This is a genomic window from Baaleninema simplex PCC 7105 (assembly GCF_000332355.1).
Lineage (GTDB): Bacteria > Cyanobacteriota > Cyanobacteriia > Cyanobacteriales > Geitlerinemataceae > Baaleninema > Baaleninema simplex.
The window spans coordinates 2,656,274-2,682,308 of sequence record NZ_KB235958.1 but is presented as its reverse complement, the minus strand read 5'-3'; the positions used below and the strand labels follow the sequence as shown (position 1 = coordinate 2,682,308).

General features: G+C 51.4%; 19 protein-coding genes and 1 pseudogene. 15 read left to right on the top strand and 5 right to left on the bottom strand.

Annotated features, from left to right (window positions below):
- Nucleotides 1–237, bottom strand: a 237-nt coding sequence (locus tag GEI7105_RS39920; RefSeq protein ID WP_245555409.1) for a transposase, incomplete at its 3' end; no start/stop codon positions are given.
- A gap of 120 nt (nt 238–357) precedes the next feature.
- Between GEI7105_RS39920 and GEI7105_RS0113800 the strand changes: the two genes are divergently transcribed.
- The 3 genes from GEI7105_RS0113800 to GEI7105_RS0113790 all read left to right on the top strand — a co-directional run bounded on the left by GEI7105_RS0113800 (nt 358) and on the right by GEI7105_RS0113790 (nt 6,892).
- The gene (locus GEI7105_RS0113800) at nt 358–1,368 is read left to right on the top strand and encodes a DUF4351 domain-containing protein (RefSeq protein WP_017661043.1); all 1,011 of its coding nucleotides are present in this window, start codon (nt 358–360) and stop codon (nt 1,366–1,368) included.
- Nucleotides 1,369–1,653: 285 nt separating this feature from the next.
- A complete protein-coding gene (locus GEI7105_RS33505) occupies nt 1,654–5,562 on the top strand; it encodes a response regulator (RefSeq protein ID WP_017661042.1) in 3,909 nt (1,302 codons plus the stop codon).
- Nucleotides 5,563–5,623: 61 nt separating this feature from the next.
- Nucleotides 5,624–6,892, top strand: a complete 1,269-nt coding sequence (locus GEI7105_RS0113790; RefSeq protein WP_017661041.1) for a sensor histidine kinase — start codon at nt 5,624–5,626, stop codon at nt 6,890–6,892.
- Nucleotides 6,893–7,024: 132 nt separating this feature from the next.
- On the opposite strand, the gene GEI7105_RS0113785 is transcribed toward GEI7105_RS0113790, so the two are convergent.
- Both GEI7105_RS0113785 and hpsP read right to left on the bottom strand, forming a co-directional pair.
- A complete protein-coding gene (locus GEI7105_RS0113785; RefSeq protein ID WP_017661040.1) occupies nt 7,025–7,333 on the bottom strand; it encodes a hypothetical protein in 309 nt (102 codons plus the stop codon).
- Between the two features lie 283 nt (nt 7,334–7,616).
- Nucleotides 7,617–8,822 carry a hormogonium polysaccharide biosynthesis glycosyltransferase HpsP gene (hpsP, locus tag GEI7105_RS0113780; protein ID WP_026097646.1) on the bottom strand — a complete coding sequence of 402 codons (1,206 nt, stop codon included), beginning with the start codon at nt 8,820–8,822 and terminating at the stop codon, nt 7,617–7,619.
- 199 nt (nt 8,823–9,021) lie between these two features.
- On the opposite strand from hpsP, the gene GEI7105_RS0113775 reads away from it, so the two are divergent.
- The 12 genes from GEI7105_RS0113775 to GEI7105_RS0113705 all read left to right on the top strand — a co-directional run bounded on the left by GEI7105_RS0113775 (nt 9,022) and on the right by GEI7105_RS0113705 (nt 24,498).
- A complete protein-coding gene (locus GEI7105_RS0113775; RefSeq protein ID WP_144053925.1) occupies nt 9,022–10,134 on the top strand; it encodes a metallophosphoesterase family protein in 1,113 nt (370 codons plus the stop codon).
- 382 nt (nt 10,135–10,516) lie between these two features.
- Nucleotides 10,517–11,818 carry a S8 family peptidase gene (locus GEI7105_RS0113765; protein ID WP_017661036.1) on the top strand — a complete coding sequence of 434 codons (1,302 nt, stop codon included), beginning with the start codon at nt 10,517–10,519 and terminating at the stop codon, nt 11,816–11,818.
- 15 nt (nt 11,819–11,833) lie between these two features.
- Nucleotides 11,834–12,772, top strand: a complete 939-nt coding sequence (locus tag GEI7105_RS0113760; RefSeq protein ID WP_017661035.1) for a hypothetical protein — start codon at nt 11,834–11,836, stop codon at nt 12,770–12,772.
- A gap of 89 nt (nt 12,773–12,861) precedes the next feature.
- Complete coding sequence (locus tag GEI7105_RS33500) at nt 12,862–14,595, top strand: hypothetical protein (protein ID WP_017661034.1); 1,734 nt, start codon at nt 12,862–12,864, stop codon at nt 14,593–14,595.
- A gap of 37 nt (nt 14,596–14,632) precedes the next feature.
- Nucleotides 14,633–15,670 carry a hypothetical protein gene (locus GEI7105_RS30530; RefSeq protein ID WP_017661033.1) on the top strand — a complete coding sequence of 346 codons (1,038 nt, stop codon included), beginning with the start codon at nt 14,633–14,635 and terminating at the stop codon, nt 15,668–15,670.
- Nucleotides 15,671–15,747: 77 nt separating this feature from the next.
- On the top strand, nt 15,748–17,733 hold the full coding sequence (locus tag GEI7105_RS0113745) for a hypothetical protein (protein ID WP_017661032.1): 1,986 nt from the start codon (nt 15,748–15,750) through the stop codon (nt 17,731–17,733).
- Nucleotides 17,734–17,748: 15 nt separating this feature from the next.
- Nucleotides 17,749–19,044, top strand: a complete 1,296-nt coding sequence (locus GEI7105_RS37320; RefSeq protein WP_144053801.1) for a hypothetical protein — start codon at nt 17,749–17,751, stop codon at nt 19,042–19,044.
- 8 nt (nt 19,045–19,052) lie between these two features.
- On the top strand, nt 19,053–19,355 hold the full coding sequence (locus GEI7105_RS30525; RefSeq protein WP_017661028.1) for a hypothetical protein: 303 nt from the start codon (nt 19,053–19,055) through the stop codon (nt 19,353–19,355).
- Nucleotides 19,345–20,085 carry a hypothetical protein gene (locus tag GEI7105_RS0113720; protein WP_017661027.1) on the top strand — a complete coding sequence of 247 codons (741 nt, stop codon included), beginning with the start codon at nt 19,345–19,347 and terminating at the stop codon, nt 20,083–20,085. Before GEI7105_RS30525 ends, GEI7105_RS0113720 begins: the two co-directional genes overlap by 11 nt.
- A 40-nt stretch (nt 20,086–20,125) precedes the next feature.
- Nucleotides 20,126–21,406 (top strand): hypothetical protein, encoded by a 1,281-nt coding sequence (locus tag GEI7105_RS0113715; protein WP_017661026.1) that lies wholly within the window; start codon nt 20,126–20,128, stop codon nt 21,404–21,406.
- 91 nt (nt 21,407–21,497) lie between these two features.
- Entirely contained in the window at nt 21,498–22,838 is a 1,341-nt protein-coding gene (locus tag GEI7105_RS0113710) for a hypothetical protein (RefSeq protein WP_017661025.1), read from the top strand.
- A 58-nt stretch (nt 22,839–22,896) separates the two neighbouring features.
- Entirely contained in the window at nt 22,897–24,498 is a 1,602-nt protein-coding gene (locus GEI7105_RS0113705; RefSeq protein ID WP_017661024.1) for a hypothetical protein, read from the top strand.
- A gap of 358 nt (nt 24,499–24,856) precedes the next feature.
- On the opposite strand, the gene GEI7105_RS39915 is transcribed toward GEI7105_RS0113705, so the two are convergent.
- Together GEI7105_RS39915 and GEI7105_RS37315 are read right to left on the bottom strand one after the other, a co-directional pair.
- On the bottom strand, nt 24,857–25,717 hold the full coding sequence (locus GEI7105_RS39915) for an IS200/IS605 family accessory protein TnpB-related protein (protein ID WP_245555408.1): 861 nt from the start codon (nt 25,715–25,717) through the stop codon (nt 24,857–24,859).
- Between the two features lie 177 nt (nt 25,718–25,894).
- Nucleotides 25,895–26,035: pseudogene (locus tag GEI7105_RS37315) on the bottom strand (transposase); the annotation flags it as partial.

Below are 26,035 nucleotides of genomic sequence, written 5' to 3'. Positions count from 1 at the left end.
GTTAATACGCTTCTCCTCCCAAGGGGATTCCGTTATAAAATGATGTAAGCGGTTGTAAACCACTCCCACCGAGTCGTTTGCCATCTGAGTTATGTCTTTTCGCTGGCTTTCCCCGAGTAATCCTCCCAAATAGTGTCTAAACCCCTTTTTTTGTGCTTGGGTTTTGAAGTCGGGGTCGAAACGCTTGCACCACTTCTCAAAGCAGGGTGGCATAGCGGCTGGGGTGGTCTCTCTCATGGGGACACTCTCCACCTTAAATCCTTGTCAGTCAAGGGTTTTGCTTTTATTTTACCTTTTTTACCGTTTAAGTCCCGCTAAAAAATCGTACAATTCTTACAATTCGTACCGAACACTGTCATGAGCGAGCCGAGTACTGAATTCGACAGCCCTTGGAAACAACTGCTCGAAGCCTATTTTGAAGCCTTTATCGCCTTTTTCTTTCCCCAAGCGAGCGATCGCATCGACTGGACGCGCCCCATCGAATTCTTGGACAAAGAACTGCAACAGGTGGTGCGCGATGCCGATTCGGGCAAGCGTTTAGCCGACAAACTGGTGAAGGTCTATCTCGCCGACGGTTCGGAAGCCTGGGTATTGGTTCACGTCGAAATTCAAAGCCAGCCCGAACGGGATTTTGCCGAACGGATGTTTCAATACCACTACCGCATCCGCGATCGCTATTCTCGCCAAGTAGCCAGCTTTGCCGTCTTGGGAGACGATCGCGCCTCTTGGCGCCCCCAAACCTTTGACGACGAACTGTTTGGCTGTCGCATCAGCTTTGTTTTCCCTGTTGTCAAACTACTCGACTATCGATCACGCTGGTCGGAACTCGAACGCAGCACCAACCCCTTTGCCACCGTGGTCATGGCGCACCTCAAAGCTCAAGAAACTCGCCATAATAGAAGAGAGCGCCAACAATGGAAACTGTCTCTAATTCGGCGGTTGTACGAACTGGGTTACAGCGCCCAAGATATCATCAACTTATTTCATTTCATCGACTGGTTGATGAGTTTGCCCGAGGCGTTAGAACAGGAATTTTGGCAACAAGTGCGTCAAATCGAGGAGGAAAAGCGTATGCAGTACGTCACCAGTGTCGAGCGTCGTGCCAAACAAGAAGGGATTGAGGAAGGCATCCAACAGGGTCTTCAGCAGGGTCTACAACAGGGTCTCCAGCAAGAGCTTTCTTTGGTTCTGCGTTTGCTCGAACGTCGCTTGGGAGCGATCGCGCCTGAGTTGGTAGAGCGGGTGCGCCGTTTGCCGCTCGAGGGCGTGGAAGAGTTGGGGGTGAACCTGTTGGACTTTGACAGCGAAGCGGATTTGCGACATTGGCTCGATTCTCAGAGGTTGGGGGCGAGCGATCGCAATATTTGAGCATCGAAGATAGAGGTCGAAACGAACGAGCCATCGCCCACTGTAGTCCCGATTCGATATTGGCGATACGCCTTAGCGATTCGTAACAGCCAATCTGACTTGAGAATTCAGGATCGGAGTGTTAAGCTAAGTAAAGATAAAAAAAGTATTAAGATATTAACTCAACTAAATTTTCTTTTAAACAGCCGTTTCGACGCTCTAGCGGCTGTTATTTAGCCATTTCTACCATATTTTTTAGATTCAGTGGGTAGAGCGCCATCGTCAAGCGAAAAGAAAGGAGATACGGTGTTTAGCTCTTCTAAGCTGTCCCAAATCGATCTCAAACAACTGTGGCATCGCTGGACGAAGCGCCACCAATCGGGATGGCGTCCTCGCCATCTTCTGGTTTATCTGATTTTAGGGAGTTTAGCCCTCGGCGTCAGTCTGACCGCTTGGCTGAGCTATCAAGTGGTGCGAGAACTCCTCCTCGACAACCTCAAACAAAGCGCTTCGACAGCGCTCCAAGAAGGTGCTAACGAAATCGACGATTGGTTTGCCACCCAAAAAACCTACATCGAAGCAATTTCGAGTACGCCGACGGCACGCAGTCTCGACTGGGAACGCATTCAACCCTATCTCCAACAAGAAACCCAACGTCTCGATAACTTTCTGATTCTATCGCTGGTCTTGCCCGACGGCTCGTTTCGCAACCAGTGGGGACAAACGGGCAGCCTCGCCGATCGCGAACACTTCCAAAAAGCGATGGACGGACAGATTCAAGTCAGCAAGCCTCTGATAGCCCGGCTCTCCAACATTCCCATTATTGCCGTAAGCGCCCCGATTTGGAACGATCCCAATGCGACAGACCGCCAACCGATCGGCGTGGTGACCGGGGCGATCGAAATCCAGCAGTTCGCGAAAGTCGTCAACCGTCTCAACTACGGCCCGGGCAGCTATGCCTTCGCCATCGACGATCGCGGAGACCCGATCGCCTACCTCGAACCCAAAGAACCCACCTTAACGGGCGAACCGACCCTAAACTACCTCGACAAGGTGGCCGAAGCCGAAGTGCAAATCGCGCGTCAGCTCAAAGATAGCGATCGCAGCATCGAACGCACCGAAATCGACGGTCGAGTCGTCTACGTGGCGCACCAACCCCTCGACGATTGGTCGATCGCCCTGGTCATCCCCCGCGAAAATATCGAAAACCAACTGCGATCGCTCAACATCCTGACGGGCGTTCTCGGGGTCATCCTCACCGTGGCGACCCTCTTAGCCGGACGGCAAATCCAAGACTCCGAACGGACTCGGGCGGGAGCCGCCCGAGAATCGCTCCTCAACAGTCTGACGAGCCGCCTTCACGCCTCCCTCGACCTCGACAAAACCTTACCGCCGACCCTCAAAGAACTCACCGACCTGCTGGTGTTCGATTGTATCGCCTTCGCGTGGTACGATCGCCACGACCAAACCCTGCAAATCGTTTCTCAATACTGCCAAGTCGAACGTCCCCAGTGGAACGGACAGCTACGATCGATCGATCCCAATACCGATCTCGACGTGCAGTTGCGACAGGGCGAAGCCCTGACCCTCCGGGTCGAACCCTCCGGCGAACTCCTCGAACTGACCCCCGACTGTTACTCGGCCTTTCCCATCCCCACCCGCTTGGGATCGCCGGGATATCTTCTCTGTCGCCACAGCCTCCCCTTCAAACTCAACCGCGAAGAACTCGAACTGATGCGCCGAGTCGTCGCCCAACTCGGCATCGCCGTCAACCAAGCTCACCTGTACGCCGAAACCCAACGGGCGATCGCCTCTCTCGAACGAGAACAACAACAGTTGCGCCAAGTGGTCACGAACGCCCCCGTGGCCATGGCTATGTTCGATGCAGAAATGCGCTACTTGGCCTTTAGCGACAAGTGGATCGACGATTACAACCTCGACGGCGAAAACTTACTCGGCCGCCATCATTACGAGATCTTCCCCGATTTAACCGAAGACCGCAAAAACGACCATCGCCAAGCCCTGTCGGGGCAAGTCATCTCGAATCCCGAAATGGTGTGGGAGCGATCGGACGGAAGCCACGTCTACCTGCGATCGGCCATTCACCCCTGGTACTGTCCCGAAGGTAACATCGGCGGTATCATCATCGTGACCGAACGGATCGACGATCTCGTCAACGCTCGCGTGGAAGCCGAACGCGCCGCCCAATTCAAAGCGGACTTTTTGGCCAACATGAGCCACGAAATCCGTACCCCCATGAACGGCGTGCTGGGAATGACCAGTTTGCTGTCCCGTACCGCCCTCAAGCTGCAACAACGGGAGTACGTCCAAGCCATTCAGCGCAGCGCCCAACACCTCCTGACGTTGATTAACGATATTCTCGACTTTTCTAAGCTCGAAGCTGGGGAAATGGAACTCGAGGCGATCGACTTCGACCTCGATCGCCTCATCGAAGACGTTCTCGACGTGATGGCCACCCAAGCCGAAGAAAAAAGCTTAGAGTTGGCGACGCTACTCGATCGCGACGTTCCCCGCCACCTGCGCGGCGATCCGGCACGATTGCGGCAAATTCTCTTGAACCTCGTCGGTAACGCCATTAAGTTTACCGCTCAAGGAGAAGTGGTGGTGCAGGCGGCGGTCACGGAAGAAACGCCCGAAGCAGCGACGATTCGCTTCGCCGTGCGCGATACGGGAATCGGGATCTCTAAAGAAGGTCAGACAAAACTGTTCCAGTCGTTTTCCCAAGTCGATACTTCCACCACCCGAGAGTACGGCGGTACGGGATTGGGACTGGCGATCGCCAAGCAACTGGTGCAGTTGATGGACGGTGAAATCGGCGTCGAAAGCGTTGAAGGTATCGGGTCGATTTTCTGGTTTACCGCCCCCCTAGAGCTGGCTGACTCGGTACCCTCCTCGGCGTTGCCGATGTTACCCTTGGACATGAGCCGCTTGCGGTTGCTCGTGGCTGCCGACAACGCCACCACCTGCCAGTCTGTAGCATATTTAGTACAGTCTTGGGGCATGGACGATATTACGAACGTGGGAAACTGCGAAGAGGCTCTCGAGCATCTCGAGAAGGCTGCCCAAACGTCTCGTCCCTTCAATATTTTGATTCTCGACCTACAACTGTCGGACATCGCTCTCGAAGACTTCCTCGACACCATTAACAACCGTCCAGTACTGACGAAGACGAAAGTGGTGGTGATGAGCAATATTAAAGACCAGCGTACTGCCGAAGCTCTCCTCGATCGCGGTGCCGCCAGTTACTTTCTCAAACCCGTTCGCGCGTCGCGGCTGTTCGATGCGTTGATCGCGGCGATCGCACCCAAAATCGGGGACAGCGAGGAACTGGCCGCTTCCAAACCGCCGAAACCCCTCTCTTCTATCGATTTTTCCAACTTAAGGTTGCTCGTCGTCGAAGACCATCCCACCAACCAACAGGTGATTTTGTCTCAACTCGAGGAACTCGGCTGTCACGCCGACTGTGCCTCGAACGGTCAAGAAGCCTTGGAACGATTGGGTAAAACGCAGTACGATATCGTACTGATGGACTGTCAGATGCCCGTTCTCGATGGTTACGCAGCCACCCGCGAACTGCGCCGACGTGAAGGGAACGTGCGGCACACCACAACCATCGCGCTGACCGCTCACGCGATGCCCGCCGATCGCGAGAAGTGCTTGGCGGCCGGAATGGACGATTACATTCCCAAACCCGTGGATTTGGAGGTTCTCGTTAAAACCCTCGAACGCTGGACGGGGAGCGCTCCCCAGAAAGACGATCCCGAACGCGAGACCGATCTCGCGAACGTCCACAACGGAACGTCAGCCAACGCTAAAGCAGCGGCTGAGGTCTCGAGTCCCGAAACGCACGAGTTTCCTCTCGATCTCGATCGCCTGAACAAAGTTTCGCGAGGGAAAGTCAGCTTGCAAAAGCGGTTGCTCGATGCGTTCGTGCAGGCGACGCAAACGGATCTCGAGGAATTCGAGAACGCCTTGGAAGCCAGCGATCGCGATCGCGTTATCGCCAAAGCACATCGCCTGAAAGGAGCCGCAGCCAACGTGGGAGCGCAGGGAATGTCCGACCGGGCCGCCGCGTTGGAAAAGCTGGCGCAAACCGATTGCTTGGGGGAGGCCGGCGCGATCGTCAAGGTGTTGGCCGCCGATCTCGAACGGGTTCGAGCCTTCGTCGCCAGCCAACAGGAAGAAACCCCGTAAGGCGGCACGAGGTTCTCTCTCTATTGCAGATTGATATTATGCCGCAAGGATCGACCCAGGTATGACACGCATCTTAGCGATCGACGATGAAATCACCACTCAACTTCTATTGCAGGACTTGCTCGAAAGTGAAGGACACGAAGTCTTAATTGCAGAGGACGGACAGCAAGGCTGGGAACTCACCCTTACACATCGTCCGAACTTAATTGTTTGTGATTGGATGATGCCGCAAATCGACGGGTTGGAACTCTGTCGCCGTATTAAGGCAGAACCGGAGTTAGAAGCCGTGTTTTTTATTTTGCTGACAGCTCGAGAAAACCTCGACGATCGCGTTCGAGGTTTGGATGCCGGGGCTGACGATTTTATTTCTAAACCCATCGAAACGGAAGAGTTGCTGGCACGCGTTCGGGCGGGGCTTCGTCTGAACCATCTCAACAACCAATTGAGCCGTTCTCTGCAAGAGTTACAAGCCGCTCAAGCTCAATTGGTTCACAGCGAAAAAATGTCGAGTTTGGGGCGTTTGGTTGCGGGAATCGCCCACGAAATCAACAACCCAATTAGCTTTATCTACGGAAATTTAACCTACGTCAACGAATATACTAGCACGCTATCTTCTTTGGTTCGAGATGTTGCTGAAAATCCCAATTTTTCGCGAGAACACTTTCTCGAACAGCTAGAAGATCTCGACATTAACTTTATCGTTAAAGATATTAAAAATGTCGTATCTTCGATGAAAGACGGTGCGGAACGAATTCGAGAAATTGTCGTATCGTTGCAAGAGTTTTCGAGCAACGATCGCGCTGGACTGCAAAAAATTGATGTCTGCCACTCGCTCGATTTAGCTTTATCCATTCTCGAACATCGCTGTCGAGATAAAGTGAGTGACTTTACGCTGGAAATTGTTAAAAATTACGTAGAACTTCCTAAAATTGAAGGCTATGCCAGTTCGCTCAATCAAGTCTTTTTAGGATTGATCGATAACGCGATCGATGCTGTTACAGAAGCTGCAAAAACCCGAGGCGATCGCTGGCAGCCTAAAGTTTTAATTCAAACTTGTCAAACCCCAGACAATTGGGTAGAAGTCATAATTTCAGACAATGGGAACGGCATTCAAGATCGAATTCGAGACAAAATTTTCGATCCGTTTTTTACGACCAAGCCAGTCGGAAAAGGTAAAGGTCTCGGCTTATCGATCGGCTATCAAATTGTCGTGCAACAGCACGGTGGACAGCTAGAATACCGTTCGCAACCGGAGTTGGGAACTCAATTTTTCGTGCGTCTTCCCCTCAAACCCAACATTGTAGAAGCCAAGCCGATCTCGACGCGTTAAAACACTCTCTCTTCAAGCTCGGACTTCACGATCGCCAGCCGTTTCCAAACGAGCCAACCCCCCCGATCGCCTTTGAGAAATTGGGGGGTGTTTTGTACGGACTTTCAGTCGTCACTGAAGTTTCAACTCGGTTTACTTCGGACGTTTGAAATAACAGGCGGTCATTGACTCGTCGCGATCGCGATCGGGAGCGTACAAACACGCGACCATTTCAAACCCCAAATCTCCCAAATCCCGAATCTCTTGCACGAACCGTTCTCCACCCGGATCGGTTTCTTCTGTCGTCGAGACCGAGCGATATTCCCATTTTACCGGTCGCGGTTGCCGGTCGGAAGGCGAAAACTGTGCCGATGCCGGACTGACGAACTGCAACGTCGCCACGAGTCCCAACACCGCCAACGTTACGAGGTTTAACACCACACTCCAATTCCATCGTTTCATCTCGATATTTCTCCTCATCTCTTCAATTGCATCATCTCTCGGTTGGGGCGGTGCGTATCAGTGAAGAGTCTAGAGGGAAGAGGGAAGAGTGAAGACAGGGAAACGTTCACAGTTTCTCCACTGCTCCCTCTTTCCCTTGCGCCCCGGAATTAACACTCTCGACTCTACACTCTGCACTCTACACTGATAAACACGCACCCTTGTATATGGGCGGTGTACATTGGCGGTGCGTGACCGATCGATCGGTCTCACGATCTACACCCCGTTCTTCAAGTCACGCACCCTACGGGTGACGGGTGACGGGTGACGGGTGACGGGTCACCGAACCATAGGCTTCGATCGCCTGCTGCGCGATCGCGTCCCAACTGTAATGTTGAGAAGCATAGAGGCGAGCGTTGTTCCCCCGTCTGCGACAGTCCTCGAGATCGGACAACGCCTCCGAGAGACCCTCAAATACCGAATCCACCGTACACGACGATATCCATCCCGATTCCGACCCCTGTACCGCTTCCCAAATCTGCACGCGATCGGAAATTAAAACCGGCGTTCCCACCGCCATCGCCTCCGCGACCGCAATTCCGAAATTCTCGTAATAGGAGGGGAGAACGAACAAATCCGCCCTATACAACAACGCCGCTTTTACCTCGCCACCGACGAATCCCGTTACGATCGCCCGGTTTTTCAACGACGACACGACGCGATCGACGATCGTTTTCTCGTATCGAGGATCTTGCGGGTTGCTTCCCGCCAACACGAACTGAAAGTCAACCCCCCTATCCGCCAACCGTTCTAACGCCGGAATCAGTAAATCCAAGCCCTTCTTCGGTTCGATGCGGGACATAAACAAGACCAGCGGACGGGTGGGTTCGATTCCCCACTTCTGCAAAATCTCCTCGGCGTTGTCGGGATCGTCTGGCGGCGTCACGCCCAACGGAATGACCCAATCGGTGGTTTTGACCCCAAACCGTTCGGAAATCTTGGCTTCCTCGGGACTGGTGAAGTGAATCGCCGCCGCCTTCGCCAAATTTTCCCGTTCCAGCAACGCCGCGTAAAGTCGTTTGAGTTGCTGTTTCTTCCGTAAATCCGCCGGATCGAGAGTTCCCAGAGGACGCAACACGTAAGGAAGTCCCCGATGTCTCGCCACCCACGCCGAGAAACTACTCAAGGGCGAAAACAAAGCGTGAATGTGGGCGATGTCGTAATCGCTGGCGTGCGTCCACAGCCACCGCAGCAGCCCCAACGAAAACTTGTAGCGGCGAAACGGCGAACAACGAAAATACAAAACCGTGTAACCGTCTTGCGAAACGGGTTGGTTCAGGGGAACCTCGAGGGGCGGTTGTCCCGCATCGCCGTTAGAGTCGGTGGTAATCACCGTCACGTCAGCCCCCTGACGGGCTAACGCCTCGGAAAACCCGCGAACCATCTGACTCGGACCGCCATATACCAGGGAAATCGAGGGAACGATCTGCAATATCTTTATATTTTTCATGGGAAACGTTCGATAATTGACGGTTGATAGTCGATCGTGTTTTTCCTGGCTCCCCTATCCCCTTACCTCCTCATCCCCTCAACGATAATCGAAAATTTTGCCGTCGCCTAGAAGCGAGCGATCGAGTCTCGCTACACTGTTGAGGTGGACTGTAAGGCAATCCAACGACGGCCCACTTCAAGAGCGAGCCAAGATATATATAATGCGAAATTTTAGATTTGCGATCGTCAGCGACCTACACATCGCCCTACCCGAGACAGTATGGGACAATCCCAGTCGCTTTCACCTCGTCGAAATTTCCATTCCCGTTTTAGAAACGATTTTCGATCGCCTGCGAGACGCCGATCTCGATTTTCTGCTGATTCCCGGCGATCTCACCCAACACGGCGAACCGGAAAACCACCGTTGGCTGGCTTCCCGACTGGCGAAACTTCCCTATCCGGCGTTTGTCATCCCAGGAAATCACGATGTTCCCGTTCCTGTCGCCGACGATCGCTCCATCGGACTTGGCGATTTCACTCATTATTACGGTGATTTCGGATACGACGATCGCGATCGCCTCTACTATACTCGCGAACTATTGCCGGGGTTGCACCTCATCGGCTTAAATTCCAATCAGTTCGACGCCGAAGGACGACAACTCGGAGTTCTCGACAGTCCACAACTTCAGTGGTTGGAGGAGGTTCTCGACAAACTGCAAAACGAAACGGTGTTGGTGATGGTTCACCACAACATCATCGAACATCTTCCGGGTCAGTCGCAGAACAAACTCGGTCGGCGATATATGCTGGATAACGCCCCAGTTTTACGGGAGATGTTGCGATCGCACGATGTCCAATTGGTGTTTACAGGACATCTCCACGTCCAAGATGTCGCTGGTTTTAATGGCGTTTACGACATCACCACAGGTTCGACAGTGACGTATCCCCATCCCTACCGCATTTTGGAATACTACACCGATCTCCACGGCAATTCTTGGCTGCAAATCGAATCGGGACGAGTCGAAGGCGTGGAAGGGTGGAACGATTTATCTCGCATTTCTCGAACTTGGATGGGCGATCGATCGCGTCCGTTCATGTTGCGCTTGCTGACGGGCGAACCCTTAAATTTATCTCAGGAAGAAGCCGAACCCCTCGTTCCCAGTCTTCGTTATTTTTGGGCGAACATCGCCGATGGAGACGCGCAATTCGACTTCGCACATTTTCCCCCGAAACCCCGTCGTTTTTTTGAATCGTTTAGTGCGACTTTAGACGATGGAAGTTTGGCTTTAATTGACAATCACGTCGCGCTCAAACTGAGAGATTGCGGTTGAATTTTCTCGACTCGAACGACCGTTCGAGCGGTTTGGTTTGCTAGGTTTAGCTTGTATCCAAGTTGGCGAGTTGGCGATCGCCCTCTGGCTCGCTTTATTTTTTATTAGCTTTTATTAAATTTAATATCGAATCACTGCAAATCGATAAATGAATAAAAAAAATGGTATTTGTGAAGTCTTGATAATTTTAAAGACTATCCCAAAAGCGATCGAATCTTCCAAACACTTATTGGGCAAGCTTTTCGTCTATTTTTCGATCGAAATCATCCGAAAAGCGAGCATGAAGTTTTGTAGATTAAGTTTAAATATTCCAAACAACTCTTGGCCGTTGGGGACTTTGTTGTGACATCCTAACAACAACCGATCGGGGTAAATGCGTCTGATGAAATGGCACGTTCGGCTCAAACTGAATCGTTCGTTGGCATCAGCCAAGGTTCTTCCTCACTGGCAAGTATTAAGTCCCGACAAAAAATTTCGACCCACGCAGCTGCATCCCGACATAGATGCTATTTTTGCCAAATATCAGCGACCCGTTTGGGTTGCCCGAGAATATACCAGTGCCGATCGCACCTGGAGTCGAGCTGAAATCGACAGCGGACTCGATCGCATTTACCGCCTCGTTCTCCAACACGATCGATCCGTTCCCCCAGAACTGATCCGCGAGTTACGCCAACTTTCCTTCGTCGAAGCGGCCAGCATTGGAGAGATCGGGTACGCCGATCTCCCCGAAATGCGATCGCGTGCGGCCAGTCTCCAAACCGATTGGCACTCCCGCAACGCCATCGGCTTACCCGAAGCGCACCAACTGTACGCGCGTGGAGACGCCAACATCACTGTGGCGGTACTCGATACCGGCATCGATCTCGACCACCCGGAACTGGCAGACGTTCTCGTCCCCGGATACGATTTCGTCAACATCATCGACGGTGCGGGTCAGTTCGTCGGGGACTATCTCGGCTACGACGAAGATCCTGAAGACGAAGTGGGACACGGAACCCACGTCGCCGGAATTATTGCAGCCAAAGGTACGAACATCCCCCCTGGCGTCGTTCCCAACTGCAAAATCCTACCGGTGCGCGTTCTCGGGGCGATGCAAAAGGGGACGAAGCGGGTGGGATCGGGACTCGTCGATAACATCAACTCGGGGATTAAATGGGCGATCGATCGCGGTGCCGATGTCATCAACATGAGCTTGGGGGTTAAAAATTCAGGTGGCGGACTGCCCCATCAAGAAGTGGTGGACTACGCCCAACGCAAAGGCGTTACCATCGTTGCCGCCTCGGGAAACGACGGAAAAGAAGAACTGTACTATCCGGGGGCGTTACCTCACGTCATTACCGTCGGCGCGATCGACGAACTCGGGGGGATCGCGCCCTTTTCAACCTACGGCAGACAAGTCGATTTCGTCGCACCCGGCACCGATATCTATAGCACCTACGTTAAAAACGATTATGCCTTTTCCACGGGAACCTCGCACGCCGCCCCTTTCGTAACGGGAGCCGTTGCGTTGTTGAAATCTTACGCCCGAGTCAAACGAGGCGTCAATTTACTCGATCGGCAAATTAAATATTTACTCCAACAAACTGCCGATAAAGTCGATCGACGCTTCAAACATCAAAAAGCCGGGTTTGGCAAGTTAAACTTGCTCGACGCGCTGCGATTACTAGACACCAAACTCAGTTAACGGAGGGACGATCGCGTGGCACGAACTGAAAACTGGAACGCCCTAAGCCAACTGTTTGATTTGAGTCAAACCGATGCGGATTCGATAACACCGACACCTTCGATCGCACCAACCGCTTCGACGGAAAATTGGAACGCTCTGAGCCAACTGTTCGGTCTTGAGGAAGGCGAAACGATCGAAGGAACGGGTCTCGAACCACCAATGGTTCTACGTCACGGTCAGTTTGTTGTAGAAGCGGTTAGCGAAGTGGGCGCGTCCTTTATCAATCCGCTCGATCGCACCGTTCAAGTCACCGTCGTTCCCGATAAAACGGCTCAATGGACGCTGAGTAAGAACAGCCTTGAAAAGTGGCCGTGGGTGAATATCCTCACCGGCATGAATCGAGCTTACGGTTCGACGATCGCACCGAAACTGTATGGAGCAGCCTTAATTTTTAAAACGGGAAGTTCTTCAGAATACGCCCTCGTCGGAGCGCAAAAAACGATCGCTTTACAACCCGGAGAAAGTGCCAATTTTTTCTGTAACGACGGTCATTTTAAAGATAACGACGGTAGCGTGACGGTATTTTGGTTTCTCGAAACCTGTCCTGGTATTGTCACGCGAGATAACTTCAGCGTCGAAGCGGCTGGCGAACAGACCTTTACCAATCCGTTCGATCGCACCGTAACCCTCCATTTCGTCCCCGACGGTGAATGGAAAACGCACTTTAACGCAAACGCCATTTCCCCTATTGGCTCGGACGCTCCTGCGGGTGCGGGCTATCGCGACAGTCAAGCGGCGATCGGCTGTCTGCTCGTGAAGATTAACGGAAAATGGCAAGCGATCGGATCGGCGACGAGTTTGACGTTACAACCGACTCAAAGTTTCGTGTTTGCCTGTAATATTATTCCCGAAAAAGCGAACGAAGCTCGAGAATCGATAACTGTAAATTGGGTTTTAGAAGCCGTTTTATGAGGTCGAAAAACGCCACTTAAAATCATAAGCTCGACGCCACAAAAACAACGTATTTCTAGCAATTTCTATCGATATATTCTTGGTCAACTATGGTTTTTACAAACATTACCACTAGCAGTTCGGCAGATGTAGCGTTAAAAATCGATCCGCCCCAGAGCGTCGATCGCGACGCCCAACTCGCCCTCAACGATACCGCGATCGAGTACGCCGAAAAATATCCCTACAGTACCTCGACTGCCACGATCGTCGAACAGGGTCTGTCGGGGGTGGTGGCGAACGTATCCGATCGCCTCAACAGCGCCAGCGATCTCGAGGATACCGTGCGGTTGCTCCTCTCGAACTCGACCGTTTACGCCGCGATGGTGAAAATCGCCATCGACAGCGAAAAAGCCACCGACGAAAGCGGCATCTATAACGCCGTACTGCGTCACGTCAGCGACAAGCCGAAAACCTTTTTTCAAGCCAAGCTGCTGCAATACGTCCTCAACGCCAAACATATTACGGTCGATGGAACAGACGTGAAATGGCAAGTGTTGCCCGAACTCGTCGCCGAAAACGGTATTCCCATCACCTCGGGAGATGTCGAACCGGCCGTCGATCGCTTGCTCGACATCGTTTACGAACGGGGCGCACTCTACTACTACCTCGATCGATACATTCAAAATGGCGATATCGACGCGATCGAATTCACGCCCAGCCTCAAAGAAAAGATGCTCGATCGCCTCGTCACCCTCAACCTCAACATCGATCCTGAAAAGTTCGGTGCGGGCGCTTACGACGAATACTTCGCCCTGGCTTATCACGAAGCCCGTACCGGCGGAACCACCACCGACGACCCCATCGACTTAGTTTACTCCCGAGGCGGACAAAGTACCTGGGATTTCGCCGTCGATCGCTTCGAGAGCGTTGAAAAACAAGGCATTAGCAAAAACAACATCCTCGCCGCCGGAGCGCTCGATTACATCTATTACATTGGCGAAATCATGCGCGTATTCGATGTCGCCAACGTTTTGGTGTTGCGCTGGGCCAGCGGTCTGCTCGACATTCCCGACGGAACCACTGCGTCGGCCTTGTATCGCTTTCACAAACGCCGCGACGAGCGATCGACCCCTGAAGAACGTGCCATGCTCTACAAGCGCGTTCTCAACAAAGGCGAGGGACAAGTCCTTTCGCGGATGTCGGTCAACTCGGACTTTACGACCCTGTGGGATCAGTTAATCGCCGAAGTGATGCAATACGTCTACAAAACCGAGCGCAAAGCCTATTGGAACAACTGGTATAACAGCGGCGTGTCCAACGCGCGGATTTACCAACTGACGCGAGACCTTCAGTACAACCTATCCGACCACATGACGGGGATGGCGCACTTGCAAGTGACGGAAGATTACAACCACCTGCAAGAAGCCATCGACATTATCAACAGCGAAGACGTTCGTAACTACTTCGGCGGTCGTCGTCAAAGTTTGTGGAATACCATCGAGCGCATTTGCAGCGAAGAATTTGGCTCGGCTCCCAATACCGAAACCATCAAAACCCTCGCGGTCGAAGGAAACACTATCTTTCAGTGGATCGCCAACTTTAACGAAAATTTAGTGACCTCGTCTCAGTTCGAGAAACTGCTCGACGCTGTTGAAGCTTGGGTGTTAGCCAAAGAAACGATCGAGGGTTCGCCGCAGAAGCGATCGCCGAAACCGCTTCCCTCGGCTGCGCCGCCTCCACGCTACGACAGCGGTGGTGGGTTTATTTACGACTACGAAAGCGTGTCGGGGAACGACAACCTCGCTGGAAGTACCGTCGGCGACGACGAATTCGATCGCTGGTAAGCCGAGAGGAACGAAGACATAGGGAGGAATTTACACGATGACCGATCGAACGCAACTGACCGAAAAAGCCAGGGCCCAGGCTCGAGAAGAACTCGGGAAAGACCCCAGCTTTCGCCAACTGTCCAAACCCGAACAATTCAGTCTTTACAAAAATCGCGTCGGCGAACTGACCGAGCAGTTTTCCCGACAGCAAGCCCTCGCCGACGCCATGGCCGCCGGGGATCTCATCGACGATAGCCGCCACCTAAACCGTCGTATCGACCAACAAGGGGCGATCGCCGGACGGACGTTGCGACAAGTCGATTTTCCGCAGTTCGTCAAAGACCTACTCAAAGGCGTCTTCGATGCGAACTTAGAGGTCACGAAGGAGCAGATGGACTCCTACGCCGATTTGGTCGATCGCATCACCCAACCGGCGAGTAAGTTTATCAACACCATCGACGACGCTACGGCTTACGCATTTCTCTCGGAAACGCAACCGAACCGCTTTCAACTCCTCGGTGCAGATAGTTTCAGCGGCGATTTATTTTCCGACTCGGGAGACCAAAGCAGTCAAATTAACCTCGGCGACGCCAGCGGCAACCCCGTCGATACCACCAGCGACGACATTCGCGGCGAAGTCCTGCAAGCGAAGCTCCAACTGGTACGACAACACCAACAGCTTCTCGAAGAAATGCTGCTGATGGGAGTCACGCGGTTGGTGGTCGATAACGGAAAAGTCAAAGCGAATATCGATTTCCAAATTCGCGCTCAAGAGCAAATTCGCAAAGCCGACGCCGGACAGCAAGACACGCAACGCCAAAAAATTCGCCGTCGGTCTATGGGCGGCTTTTTCGGGTTTTTCGGCTCCTCTCGCCAGACGACGAAGACACAAATTTCTGTATCTACCGCTCAAGTGCAAAGTGCGGCGGCGACAACTTCGAGTACGCAAGTGCGCGGCGAAGTGGAAATCAATTTCAAAACCGATTATTTCCCCTTGGAAAACTTCAGGGATATTTTGATGAACCGCGACAACCCCGGCTCAGTGAAACCGAAAACCGACGGAACGCAACCGCAAAACGGCCAGACTCCTTAATTCCTCTGTGAATTAACCCGTAAAGTTCTCGATCGACCCTCAAACCGCGATTCTCAAAACCTCAAACACAGCTCCCAATGGCACTGGCGATCGTCCAATTTGAAGCCAATACCGACAAAACAGCCCGTTTTCGTATCGATATCGGCACGACGAATCGGTTCTACATCTACGCCATTGGCGACGATCGCAGCTTCAAGCATAACGGCTTGGCGTTTTTAGAAAACGCGCGGTTTGTCTCTCCCCTGTTGGGGCCTCTAGCTCCAGAAACCCTCGGTCGCACAGTTTTAGAAGTTCCTCGAGAGCGATTCGACCCTCGCTATCGTTACGTCCAACTGCTGAGTTACCGCACTCCCGATAAAACCGGCCCGGCCCTGTCCGACATCGTGACCGTTCCCGTCCGCTCTTATCCCATCGCTCGATCGTTTTCTACCGAGACTGCTGCCATGGAAAACCAACCTGTCGATACCGTTCCCTTCAGTTACCAAGAATCCTATTACAGCGAGAGTATGGGATTTTTTGACGGTCTGATCAAAACGGTGGGCAAAGTTGCCTCGGGTGTGGTGAACGCCGTCAAATCCGTCGCCCCCGTTGCTGCACCCATTCTCACGGGGATTTTCGGCCCGGAAGCCGGAGTTGCTGTGACTGGCATTACGAGCTTGCTCGATAGTTTGATCCCTAAAACGGGAGCTGACCCGAAACAGATTAAAACGCAACTGCAAAACCCGGATACGCTCGATCGAATTGTGAGCTTGATCTCGCAACTTCAGAACCTCAAAAAAACGCCGAGTACGGCGAAAGCCATGAGTTTTAACGGCTACGCACTGCCTCCGGGTCGCGCGATGATGCCGCCGGAAGTGTTCGATCGCCTACCGGCGTTAATGCCGTTGTTGGGACGTTCTCTGCACCCGGAAACGGTGCGGACGATCGCGTCGAATCCGGTGCGAACGCGGGTGTTGTTGGGGACGATCGCCCAAGGTGCGTTAGATGCGGGCAAGCATTTTCCGGGGTTCGATCGCGCGATCGAAGTAGAAATTGATGACGGCGATCGCGATTTGTTACCCCTTCGCAACGACCGTTACAGTTCGGAACCGCCCTATCATCGCCAGGAACGGGTTCGCCTCCAGTTTAACGACGTTCGCCCGCAGACGACGGGGGGGCGATCGAAGGTGCTATATCGGATCGATCGCGATTTGGCGTTTCCGTTGGTGTTAGAAACCCCCCGTCCGATTACGCAAGGGACACTTCAATTCTTCGTTAAAGATCCCGAAACCTTAGAGGTTTTAATCGAGAAAACTCATCGCCTCGAAAACTTGCGATCGGGAGAACTCGCGGTGATGCCTCAGTTGAGCCAGCAACAGTTGCGATCGCTGCATCCGAACGAAGAGTATTTACTGTGTGCGGTGTTGACTTGGACGGCGCGATCGAGTCGCACGGGACAAACGAAACGGATGGGAACGAGTACCACGGTTTTAGTCAGTTTGGTGGGCGAGTATTTCTTCGATCGCATTGAAGGTAGCGAGCAAACTATTCCTCTCAACGATCCGAAAGAATATCGTCCCTACTGGCACAAAGTTTGGCAGGGGGAATTTAGCGAAGATGAAGTGAGTATTTCCCTCGATTGCAAATACTATTACGTTCTCGAGCTAGACCGAGACAATAACGCGCGAATGGAAACGTTAATCTCGACGAACGAAGGCAGTATAACCGAGCGAAAAGCGAAACTGAAAACGGGTTTAATTTTGAGTTTAAATCGTCTTTCAGAATTACTGGATGAAGTTTCAGGGCGATCGCGCTTAAGCGAAAAAGAACTTACAGCGCTTCGGTGTTGTGAATTTAAAGAAAACTTCCAAAAACTGGCTCGCACACAAGTCGAATTTGAAGGCTATACAGGCGATCGTGCCGCTCTCTGGGTCTATCCTGAAATCGAATTGCATCGCGTCGTTCTCAAGCAGGTTGTAGATAGCAATGCGAACGGGCGAGTCTTGAATTTGAACGAGCAAACAGTTTATTTTCCCATTCCCAATATTGCTCGGTTTGTGGGTACTAGCACATCAGGTCAATAAGGAGGAAAACAGATCGTGGCCAATGAATATACAACTCTTTTGAACGCACCGTTAACGCTGACAGGCAATGTACCCCCATCACCAGCAAGGACAAGAGGAGAAGCAATTATTACGGAGTATAACCGTCGCCGTAATTTGATGCATCCCGTTCCAGCATTTGACATGACACTGCTCATGAATTGCTTGCATCAGAGATTTCAAGCAGATGGTTGGCAATGGGTTCCAAATAGCGGCGCGAAAGCAGATGGAAGACAAGCACTCGAAGGCAGGAATGTCAGAAATCAAGGACAGTGCGCTGTATTAGCGGGTGCTTTGTATGCTCTCTTAATTTGTCCTCATCCCTTTGGATGTGGCCAAGTTCCTGGACTTAACGATAGGGTCGATTCCTATAACAACGGGGGACTCGGATTTATTTCAGCTCATCCTCTTGCTGGTATTTTTAGCTTGCCTGCTCATGTCTACAATACTCACGGAGTTTTGCAAGGGCGCTACCTATGGGACAATCACTACGTTGTTGCGTATCAGGGAGATTGGTACGATCCCAGCTATAACCTGGTTTACAACAATGCGATAAGTGATATGGCTGCGGAAGATTTAACCACAGGTGAAACCCAAGAGGCTTCTGGGGATTCCTGGTTTAGAACCAATGCAGGATTGTATGTCAGGTGTTCTGAAACTGATTATTTTGGTCCTGGGCAAGGTCAATTTAATATTACTCAAAGGTTATCAGGGCCTTGGAATTCGCCTTACGATCGCCAAAATAATAACTATGTTCGTCCTCCACAAGGGCGACCCAGACCGAGAAACAATGGTGGTTGCTACATTACAACGGCAACCTGTTTGGCATTAGGAAAAAAGGACAATTGCGACGAACTCGAAGCACTACGGTGGTATCGGGATAACGTTCTGATTAAAAGCAAGGATGGTGCGAAGGCTGCTATTGAGTATTATCGATCGGCCAAAAATGTAATCGACACGCTCAATCAACAGTCGGAACGGGAAGCGAAGGAAATCTACCAGCATATATACGACAAATATGTCGCTCCCGCAGTGAAGGCAGTTACAGATAAAGATTATCCTAAAGCTAAAGCTATCTTTTTGGAAGCTTTAGCAGACATGAAAGGTCGTTTTCCCAATGAAACGTCTTCTGAGATGGCAGTTCGGAGTCTATCTCTAAGTTCGTCAGGGATTGCCAACGCACTGTCTACTGAGTTTGTCACCCTCAATGGTATGAAAGTTCTGTTCGATCGCCCTGTGCCGACGACTCCAGTTAATCTGATTCCTAAAGAAGAGTTTCCTCCTCAATTGTAACACAATAAATGAACACAAACGATTCTAAAACCAATAATTCTAACATCAATCTACACGCCCTTCATTCTCCCTTTGCTGAGGTGGTAGAACAACTGACGGGATGGGAAGATCTCTTAGAAGATCCGGATTCTAATAGTACGATGCACGTCGAATCGATCGATATTAAAATGCCCTTAGAACTGCAAGTCAATGCAGACGAATCTGGAGAAGTTTCGATCGGTGGTTCGGCTCCCACCCAAACCATAGAAACGACAGTTATGCCCGTCTTTCACCGTCTTAAACTACATCTAACGATCGATCGTGACCACTAACCGACCCTGGCACTTAAATACATTTCTCGACGCGCTAATCTACGAACTCGATCGCGCGCAAGATACGTTATCGGTCAAAGGTGCAAATCGCAAGCTAACGTATATGGTCAAAGATATGTCGTTAGACTTACAGTTATTTCCTGAATTCGACGGCGAAAACGTTCACTTCACGACCGCAAAGCCAGGAGAAACAGGCGCATCGAAAATCACCTTTCAGTTGGGTTCGATTCGCGATCATCAAATTCAAGAAATCGCGAAAGATCCGCTCAGTCACGACGATATCTCGATCGACGAGATAGATTTACCGAAAGAAGCAAACAAAACTCTTAAAAAACTTGGAATTTATTCAACCAAAGACTTACAACGAACGATTGAAGAGAAAGGGATCGATTTAGACGCGCATACAGGAGAAACCCTCGATCGCGAACATCTCTCTCACATCCTCGATCGCGAACGTCGCCGCCAAAATTCACCCGTCGTCTCACACGCGAGATTCTTTCGACAAAACGGGCGAAGTATTTTGCGTTTAGAGGGACAAAACCTCATGATTTACCCCGAAAATCGCGAGTTTCCCGTGGCGGTTCTCGATGGTGTGAAAGTCCCGATTCAAACGGCTAGCGAAACTCAACTTCAACTTCTCATCGATCGCGATCGCTTAAAAACTCAACCTGGAAAGCTCGAAGTTGCCCTCGATCGCTATGCCATTATCACTTTAACGTTAAAAACTTAAGCTTGTCCGATTACACGTTATAAATAATTAAAATTATCCTATGTTCGATCGACAATCTCAGTCTAAAAACCGCCTTCTCGCCCTCGAACGCGAGCTGCTCGGTCGCGGTCGATCGAGCCAATATTCCCCGGTTCCCAAACGCCCAGTTCCCGAACCGTATAGTTCCGAAACTCAAAATATCGTTGAAGACAATATCGTTAACAATTCTGATAATTTGGCAGCTCCGAGATCGCCCGATCGCAGCTCTCCCAAACAAAATCGTTTGCTGGAGTTAGAAAATTCCCTTCAAACTCGAGAAAGAGCGAGTCAAAGACCGACTCGAAGACCGACAAAACCCGATCGCGCGCAACGCTCCCCGTCTCACCCTCCACCAACACCCCGAATACAGTTTGAATCTTACATCTTCGATACCGGAGAACCTATTATCGTCGGCGATCGCCACGTTCGGGCCCCTTCTCCTTCCGTCGATCGTCGAATCGATCGACTCGGCGATGTCGCTACCCGTCCCGAATCCGTTCCCGAACGCATGATGACAGGCGATCGACCGCTCGACTCTCAAGTAGAGAACGTAAAACTTACTGAGAACGGCCATCGCTCGAGAGGTTCAAACAACGAGATAACGGAAGTTCAGAACGACAAGAACGACATCGACCCCTCCAACAACTCCGCGAACAACGGACTTCACGAAGCCTTCGGCGACATTCGCGAAGAAATGAGTTACGCCACCGCGTTCGATTTAGGAACTGTCGAGGTCGAAATTCCCTTTGACGAATTTGACAAAGCCATCGACGACGAACACAGCGATCGAGAACGAGCGATCGCGCAATCCCACTCTCTCGATCCCCGTTTTGATGAATTTGACGAGGCTATCGATTTGGGAAAGCCCTCTAGCGATCGCCGTCGGTCGCCGCCTCCCGTCAAAGCTCCGAACGCCCTCGCCTCAGTCAAAAGAGAGCCTCGATACGCGCTAACTCAGTTCTCGTCACAGACTTTACCGGCCTCTCTCGCAACTAGCGACCCCCCAAGCGACGATCTGGCCACTGTCGCGTTTGGTTTTAGCGGCGATCGCACCTTTGACCTGACCGCATTCGAGACGATCGCACGGGTCGCACGTCGAGTGGCCAACGCCTCGCTTCCCCTCATCGTCTCCTTCTTTATCTATACCTTCGGTTTTCTCGTCGTGTTCGCGCAACTGTTGGGATTGGGTTTAGCCTTTTTGGCCGCCTCAGCCAGTCAACGCGATCGAGATTTCTCGGGATTTAACGATATCCCGAGCGATCGAGAAATGCGAGCGATCGAAGCCTCGTTAGACAGCGGCTAGGACTCTCCAGTCTCGGAAAACCGCTCTCCACCTCCCTCCCCTAACTCAACCTAACGAATTCCCGATCGCACGCAACCACTCAGACACGACGATGAAAAAATCTCACTCCTCAAACCGACTGTTCGATCTCGATCGTGCGACGCACCGCTTGCGCGAACGAAAACTCACCTCGAACTCACCCACACCCCCACTCGATCGCACGCCGCCATCTGGGAAAGGGTCGATCTTCAAACTCGATCGCTCGGTGACGCGTCCCCGCGATCGGTCTCGACCGTCCTACACTGAAGCCAAATCCTTCGATAACAACGAGGCGATCGAGGTCGAAGGAAACGGTTACAACCAACGCCAAACGCAAGCTCGCGCGTTTGACGCGAACGAACCGATCGCTCTCGAGTACTCGTCTCCTCACTTCGAGCCAAATTACGCCGAAGCCAGTTCCTGGAACGAAGACGCGGTCGAGCCAAACTACGTCGAAGCCAGTTCTTGGAATCAAGAAGCTGACGAAATTGTGACGGAGGCGATACCGTTTGAGGCTCAGTCTTTTGAAGTCGATACCGAGTCGAGAGAGGACACGACACCGCCAGTTGAAGCTAAAGGCGATCGCACCGACGCCTTAACCCATCAGGTTGAAGCACTTCGTCAAGAGGTGCAAGCGTTAAACACTCCCGCACCCCCTTCAACCGATTCGACCGCCGAACAACTGCGACAAATTCAACATGAAATTCGGGCGTTAGGAGACGCGCGATCGCAGCCTTCGTCAGATTCGGAAGCCTTCACGACCCAACTGCGATCGCTTCGCAGCGAACTCCAAGCCTTACGGGACAATCGAGAAGCCGAAGCACTCAGTCACGAGTACTGGGAAGCGTTGGAACTCGAACCGCATTTTCAAGAGTTCGATCGACAAATCAAGGAAACGCCATCTTCATCTCTCTCAGACGCCGCTCGATACGTTCCGGTGGAAGTGGTTCCCCCTGAGACCCCTGACTCGCCAGCGAAAGCGATGGAAGTCGAACTTTCAGACCAGTTCGCCGAATTCGATCGCATGATGGACGCCGAAGGAGACGCCACCTCGAACCTCAACGCCGTCGAGAGTTGGTCTGAAGCCGCATCGTTCGACAATGAGATGGATTATACCTGGGCTTTAGGCGATGAGGAGACATCGGAACCCGAACCTCAACTCAAACTTTGGAACGAGATGTCTTCTGGCGAGCAAAACGAAGCGGTCGAGTCTTTAATTCTCATGCAAGGCGGAAGTCGCGAACCGTCATCGGCGTTGGGTGAGGGCGATCTCGATTATACCTGGGCTTTAGGCGATGAAGAGACATCGAAACCCGAATCTCAACTCAAGCTTTGGAACGAGATGTCTTCTGGCGAGCAAAACGAAGCGGTCGAGTCTTTAATTCTCATGCAAGGCGGAAATTTGGAGTCCTAAAAAAGACGGAATAGCCATTCGCCGAGAATTTTTTTAGCAGTTTATTTGAGAACTTACGATGCCACTTACAATATTAGCTCACCAGGCCAACAACATTCCTAATGCCGCCGGAAACCTCGCAATTCTAGCGGTGCGAGTGGTCGATCGTATTTACGGACAGATTCACAACAACGCTCCAGGGCCGCTACAGGGAATTAACGTCAATCTTTCTGTAAACCAGGTCGCCCCCGTCGCAGCAGTTACAGATGGTAATGGATATGCTTATTTTTCCATTGCAAGAGACGATATGACTGCGATCGCTAACGTACGAATTCAGTACCAGAGGGCAAATCGATGGCATCGTACAGAAGCGATAAATGGGGTTGTCTTTAACCAGCGTTTAGACCACATTGCGAACGTCACACCCGCGCTAAATACATTACCGACTACTGCAAACCTTTTAAACACCGCGATCGCCAATACTCCCGAAGCAAAAGCCCAAAGTTTCGCCGAAATTATGGCAGCCGTGGAACGCGATCGCAACGACGAGATCGCCGCTTTACCTCCGACGGGAGTGATGGGAGCGGGGGGAGCTGCTTCATTTCGAGCCATTCTACGCGGTGCGTTACCCGATCGCGCTATTTATAATAGTGGAATTTGGTATGTCAGCGAACTTCCTACCAATTTACGAGGCATTCACGCACAAGGTTTTTCGGGGTCGCTACATCTCAATCTCATCAGTCCTTTTACCTGGAACGTTCCAGGAGGAAATGCCGCACAAGCCATTCGAGATTTCCTCATCGGCCCGACTGTGGCAGAATGTGCGAGCGTGATTCAAGCTGCCATGTACGGAACGCTACTTCGTGCGGCAGGAGGAAATGTTAACTTCAACAACCAGTATTCTCAATTGAGGCTCGACAAAATATTTTCTCACACGGGAAACAATCCGTTAGCCACCAACGAGATAGATGTTTTATCCCTAGATTCCAATACAGCCAGCGTGTATAACAACCGGCTCATGCAAGAAGGAATTTGGTGTTATATCAAAAACGGTTTGCAATACCTCAACCATCATCCGAATGGGTTTGGAATGGGTTGGAACCTAGTTTCAATCGGCGAATCGGGATTTCTCGGATTTGGTTTGGGTGACGCTCTCAGTGAAGGGGCAATTCTCGATCGCATGGTGAACGGATATAATAGCGGGTTAGCACAGAACCTTCACATCACGCGACAAGATTTAACTTGGCAATACCAACCGCCTCAAAATCTACTTCAGCTTTTTCAAAATCGCCCCCAGAACGATATCGCAAACTGGTATGCAGATAACAACTTTCCTTATGTTATTGCGAGTCCAAAAGCTCAGGCGATGCTACGGGCGATCGTTAATGAATATCTCGCGATAATTGATTCCCGTTTACATCATCTCAGTGCTTTCTTGACTAGCAGAATAAAAACCATACACCAAACAGTCGCGCAGGGAAACGATCCGGCGAATGGAAATTTAAATGTTCCTCAGAACCTCCGACAAAATGTTTTAGTCAACGCTCAAAATATTCGAGGTAACTTACCCGTTCAGCCTAACCAACGATTATATTTTCCTCTGCCTACGGTGAATATGCTCGGAAAAAATGTAAACGGTGGTGCAGGTTTTCAGACAACCAAATGGTATCGTTTAATTTAAAATTGAAACACTGAAAAACTTAAAACTTGGCGATCGCCGATAGAAATATCGTTCCAATGCGATCGCTTTTTTCAACGATCGGAGTCGAGGACTAAAACACGGGTTTGCCCCAGTTAGACAAGCCCCTCTCTGTGTCCTCTGTGCCTCTGGGCGTGAAGACTTCTTAAAACCCAGCTTATCGGAAACGGATAGAGTATGACCTGTTGTTGGGTTTCGACTTCGCTCCACCCCTGGACGGCAGCGTTGCCGAAGTCCAACCTACCTCAGACTCATATTTTCGCCGAATGAAGCTCACCCCACCTGCTAGGGCGCGAGGTGGGGGTGTCGGTGCTAACCTGAAACTGTGCTAGTCCACAGGTCACACAGACAAGCCCAGCTTCACCGGCGAACGTCCAGAACGTTTGCTGGAGCGTTCCTTACGGTCATTTCTGCGCGTAAGCTTAAGAATGCCTCGGGCAGCAATGTTCAGCGCCCCGTTTAGGTCGGCGCTGTACCGCTTGCCCGAAGAAAATTTGGCCCGAGCATAGTTTTTGGAGTCCCGCCGCACCACTCCACTCCCGTCATAAGCCAGCTTTGAGGTATAAGCGGCAACGACATCAACAACCTTACCGCCAATTTCAAGCCACTTCATTTCAGTAAAATCTCGAATCATCCCTTTGAGCCAACCATGAAAGCGTTGGCGCAGGTTAGACCGTTTTCGTCCACCTTTAGCTTTCCATCCTTTCAGGTTCTCAAAGACGATGGCATCGGCTTTGAATTGTCTGGCAATCTGGACAATGCGCTTCGAGACGATCTGTCCGATTTGACGGTTGATATTACGGCATTTGCGATAGGTATTAGAGCAGAAGCCTTTCTGGAGACTTCCACCTTTCCCCATCGTCTTACTGGCTCGTTTCGATACCGATTTCAGCCGTTTGTCTCGACGGTCGCCGTTCCGCAGGACGCAGGTTCCTGCGGCTGCGGCGACTTCGTCGATGTCTCTTCCAGGGTGAATAAATTCACGATGGATTACAGTGCCGTCAAAATTCACGACTGCAACGGTTGCGGTGGTGTTAATACCCAAGTCAACACTCACCACATTGCCATCTACCTCCCGTTGGGGTGGATGACACTCAAACGGAACTGAGAGGTGACAGACATTCTTCTCCTCATTAAAAATTAGGGAGGGTGACAGCAGTTTGTTGCTGTCTACCGTAGGGTTTGCTGAAAAAGTTATCAAAAGCTGGGGGTGGAAAATGAACAAGAAGCCGTCTTGCTCAAGGTATAAATCTGAATTGACTTAACTCGTCCACTTTATAAGTTACAATAATATTTCTCGACAAAATTATGAAGTTTGGGAAAAATTGAACACAAAAAAAGACAGTAAAACTGCCGGCTCAGCTTCACCAGGTTCATACACTAAAAAGGTCAGAGCGATGGAGGTTTCCGAAGTATTAGGCAGTTTAGCCATAACACGACTTAAGCTGAATCTTCTTTTGGCCTTGTCCCAAATTTCCCCTCGATTGCATTACGAATGCGCTCATCTTCCTGGGTCTTG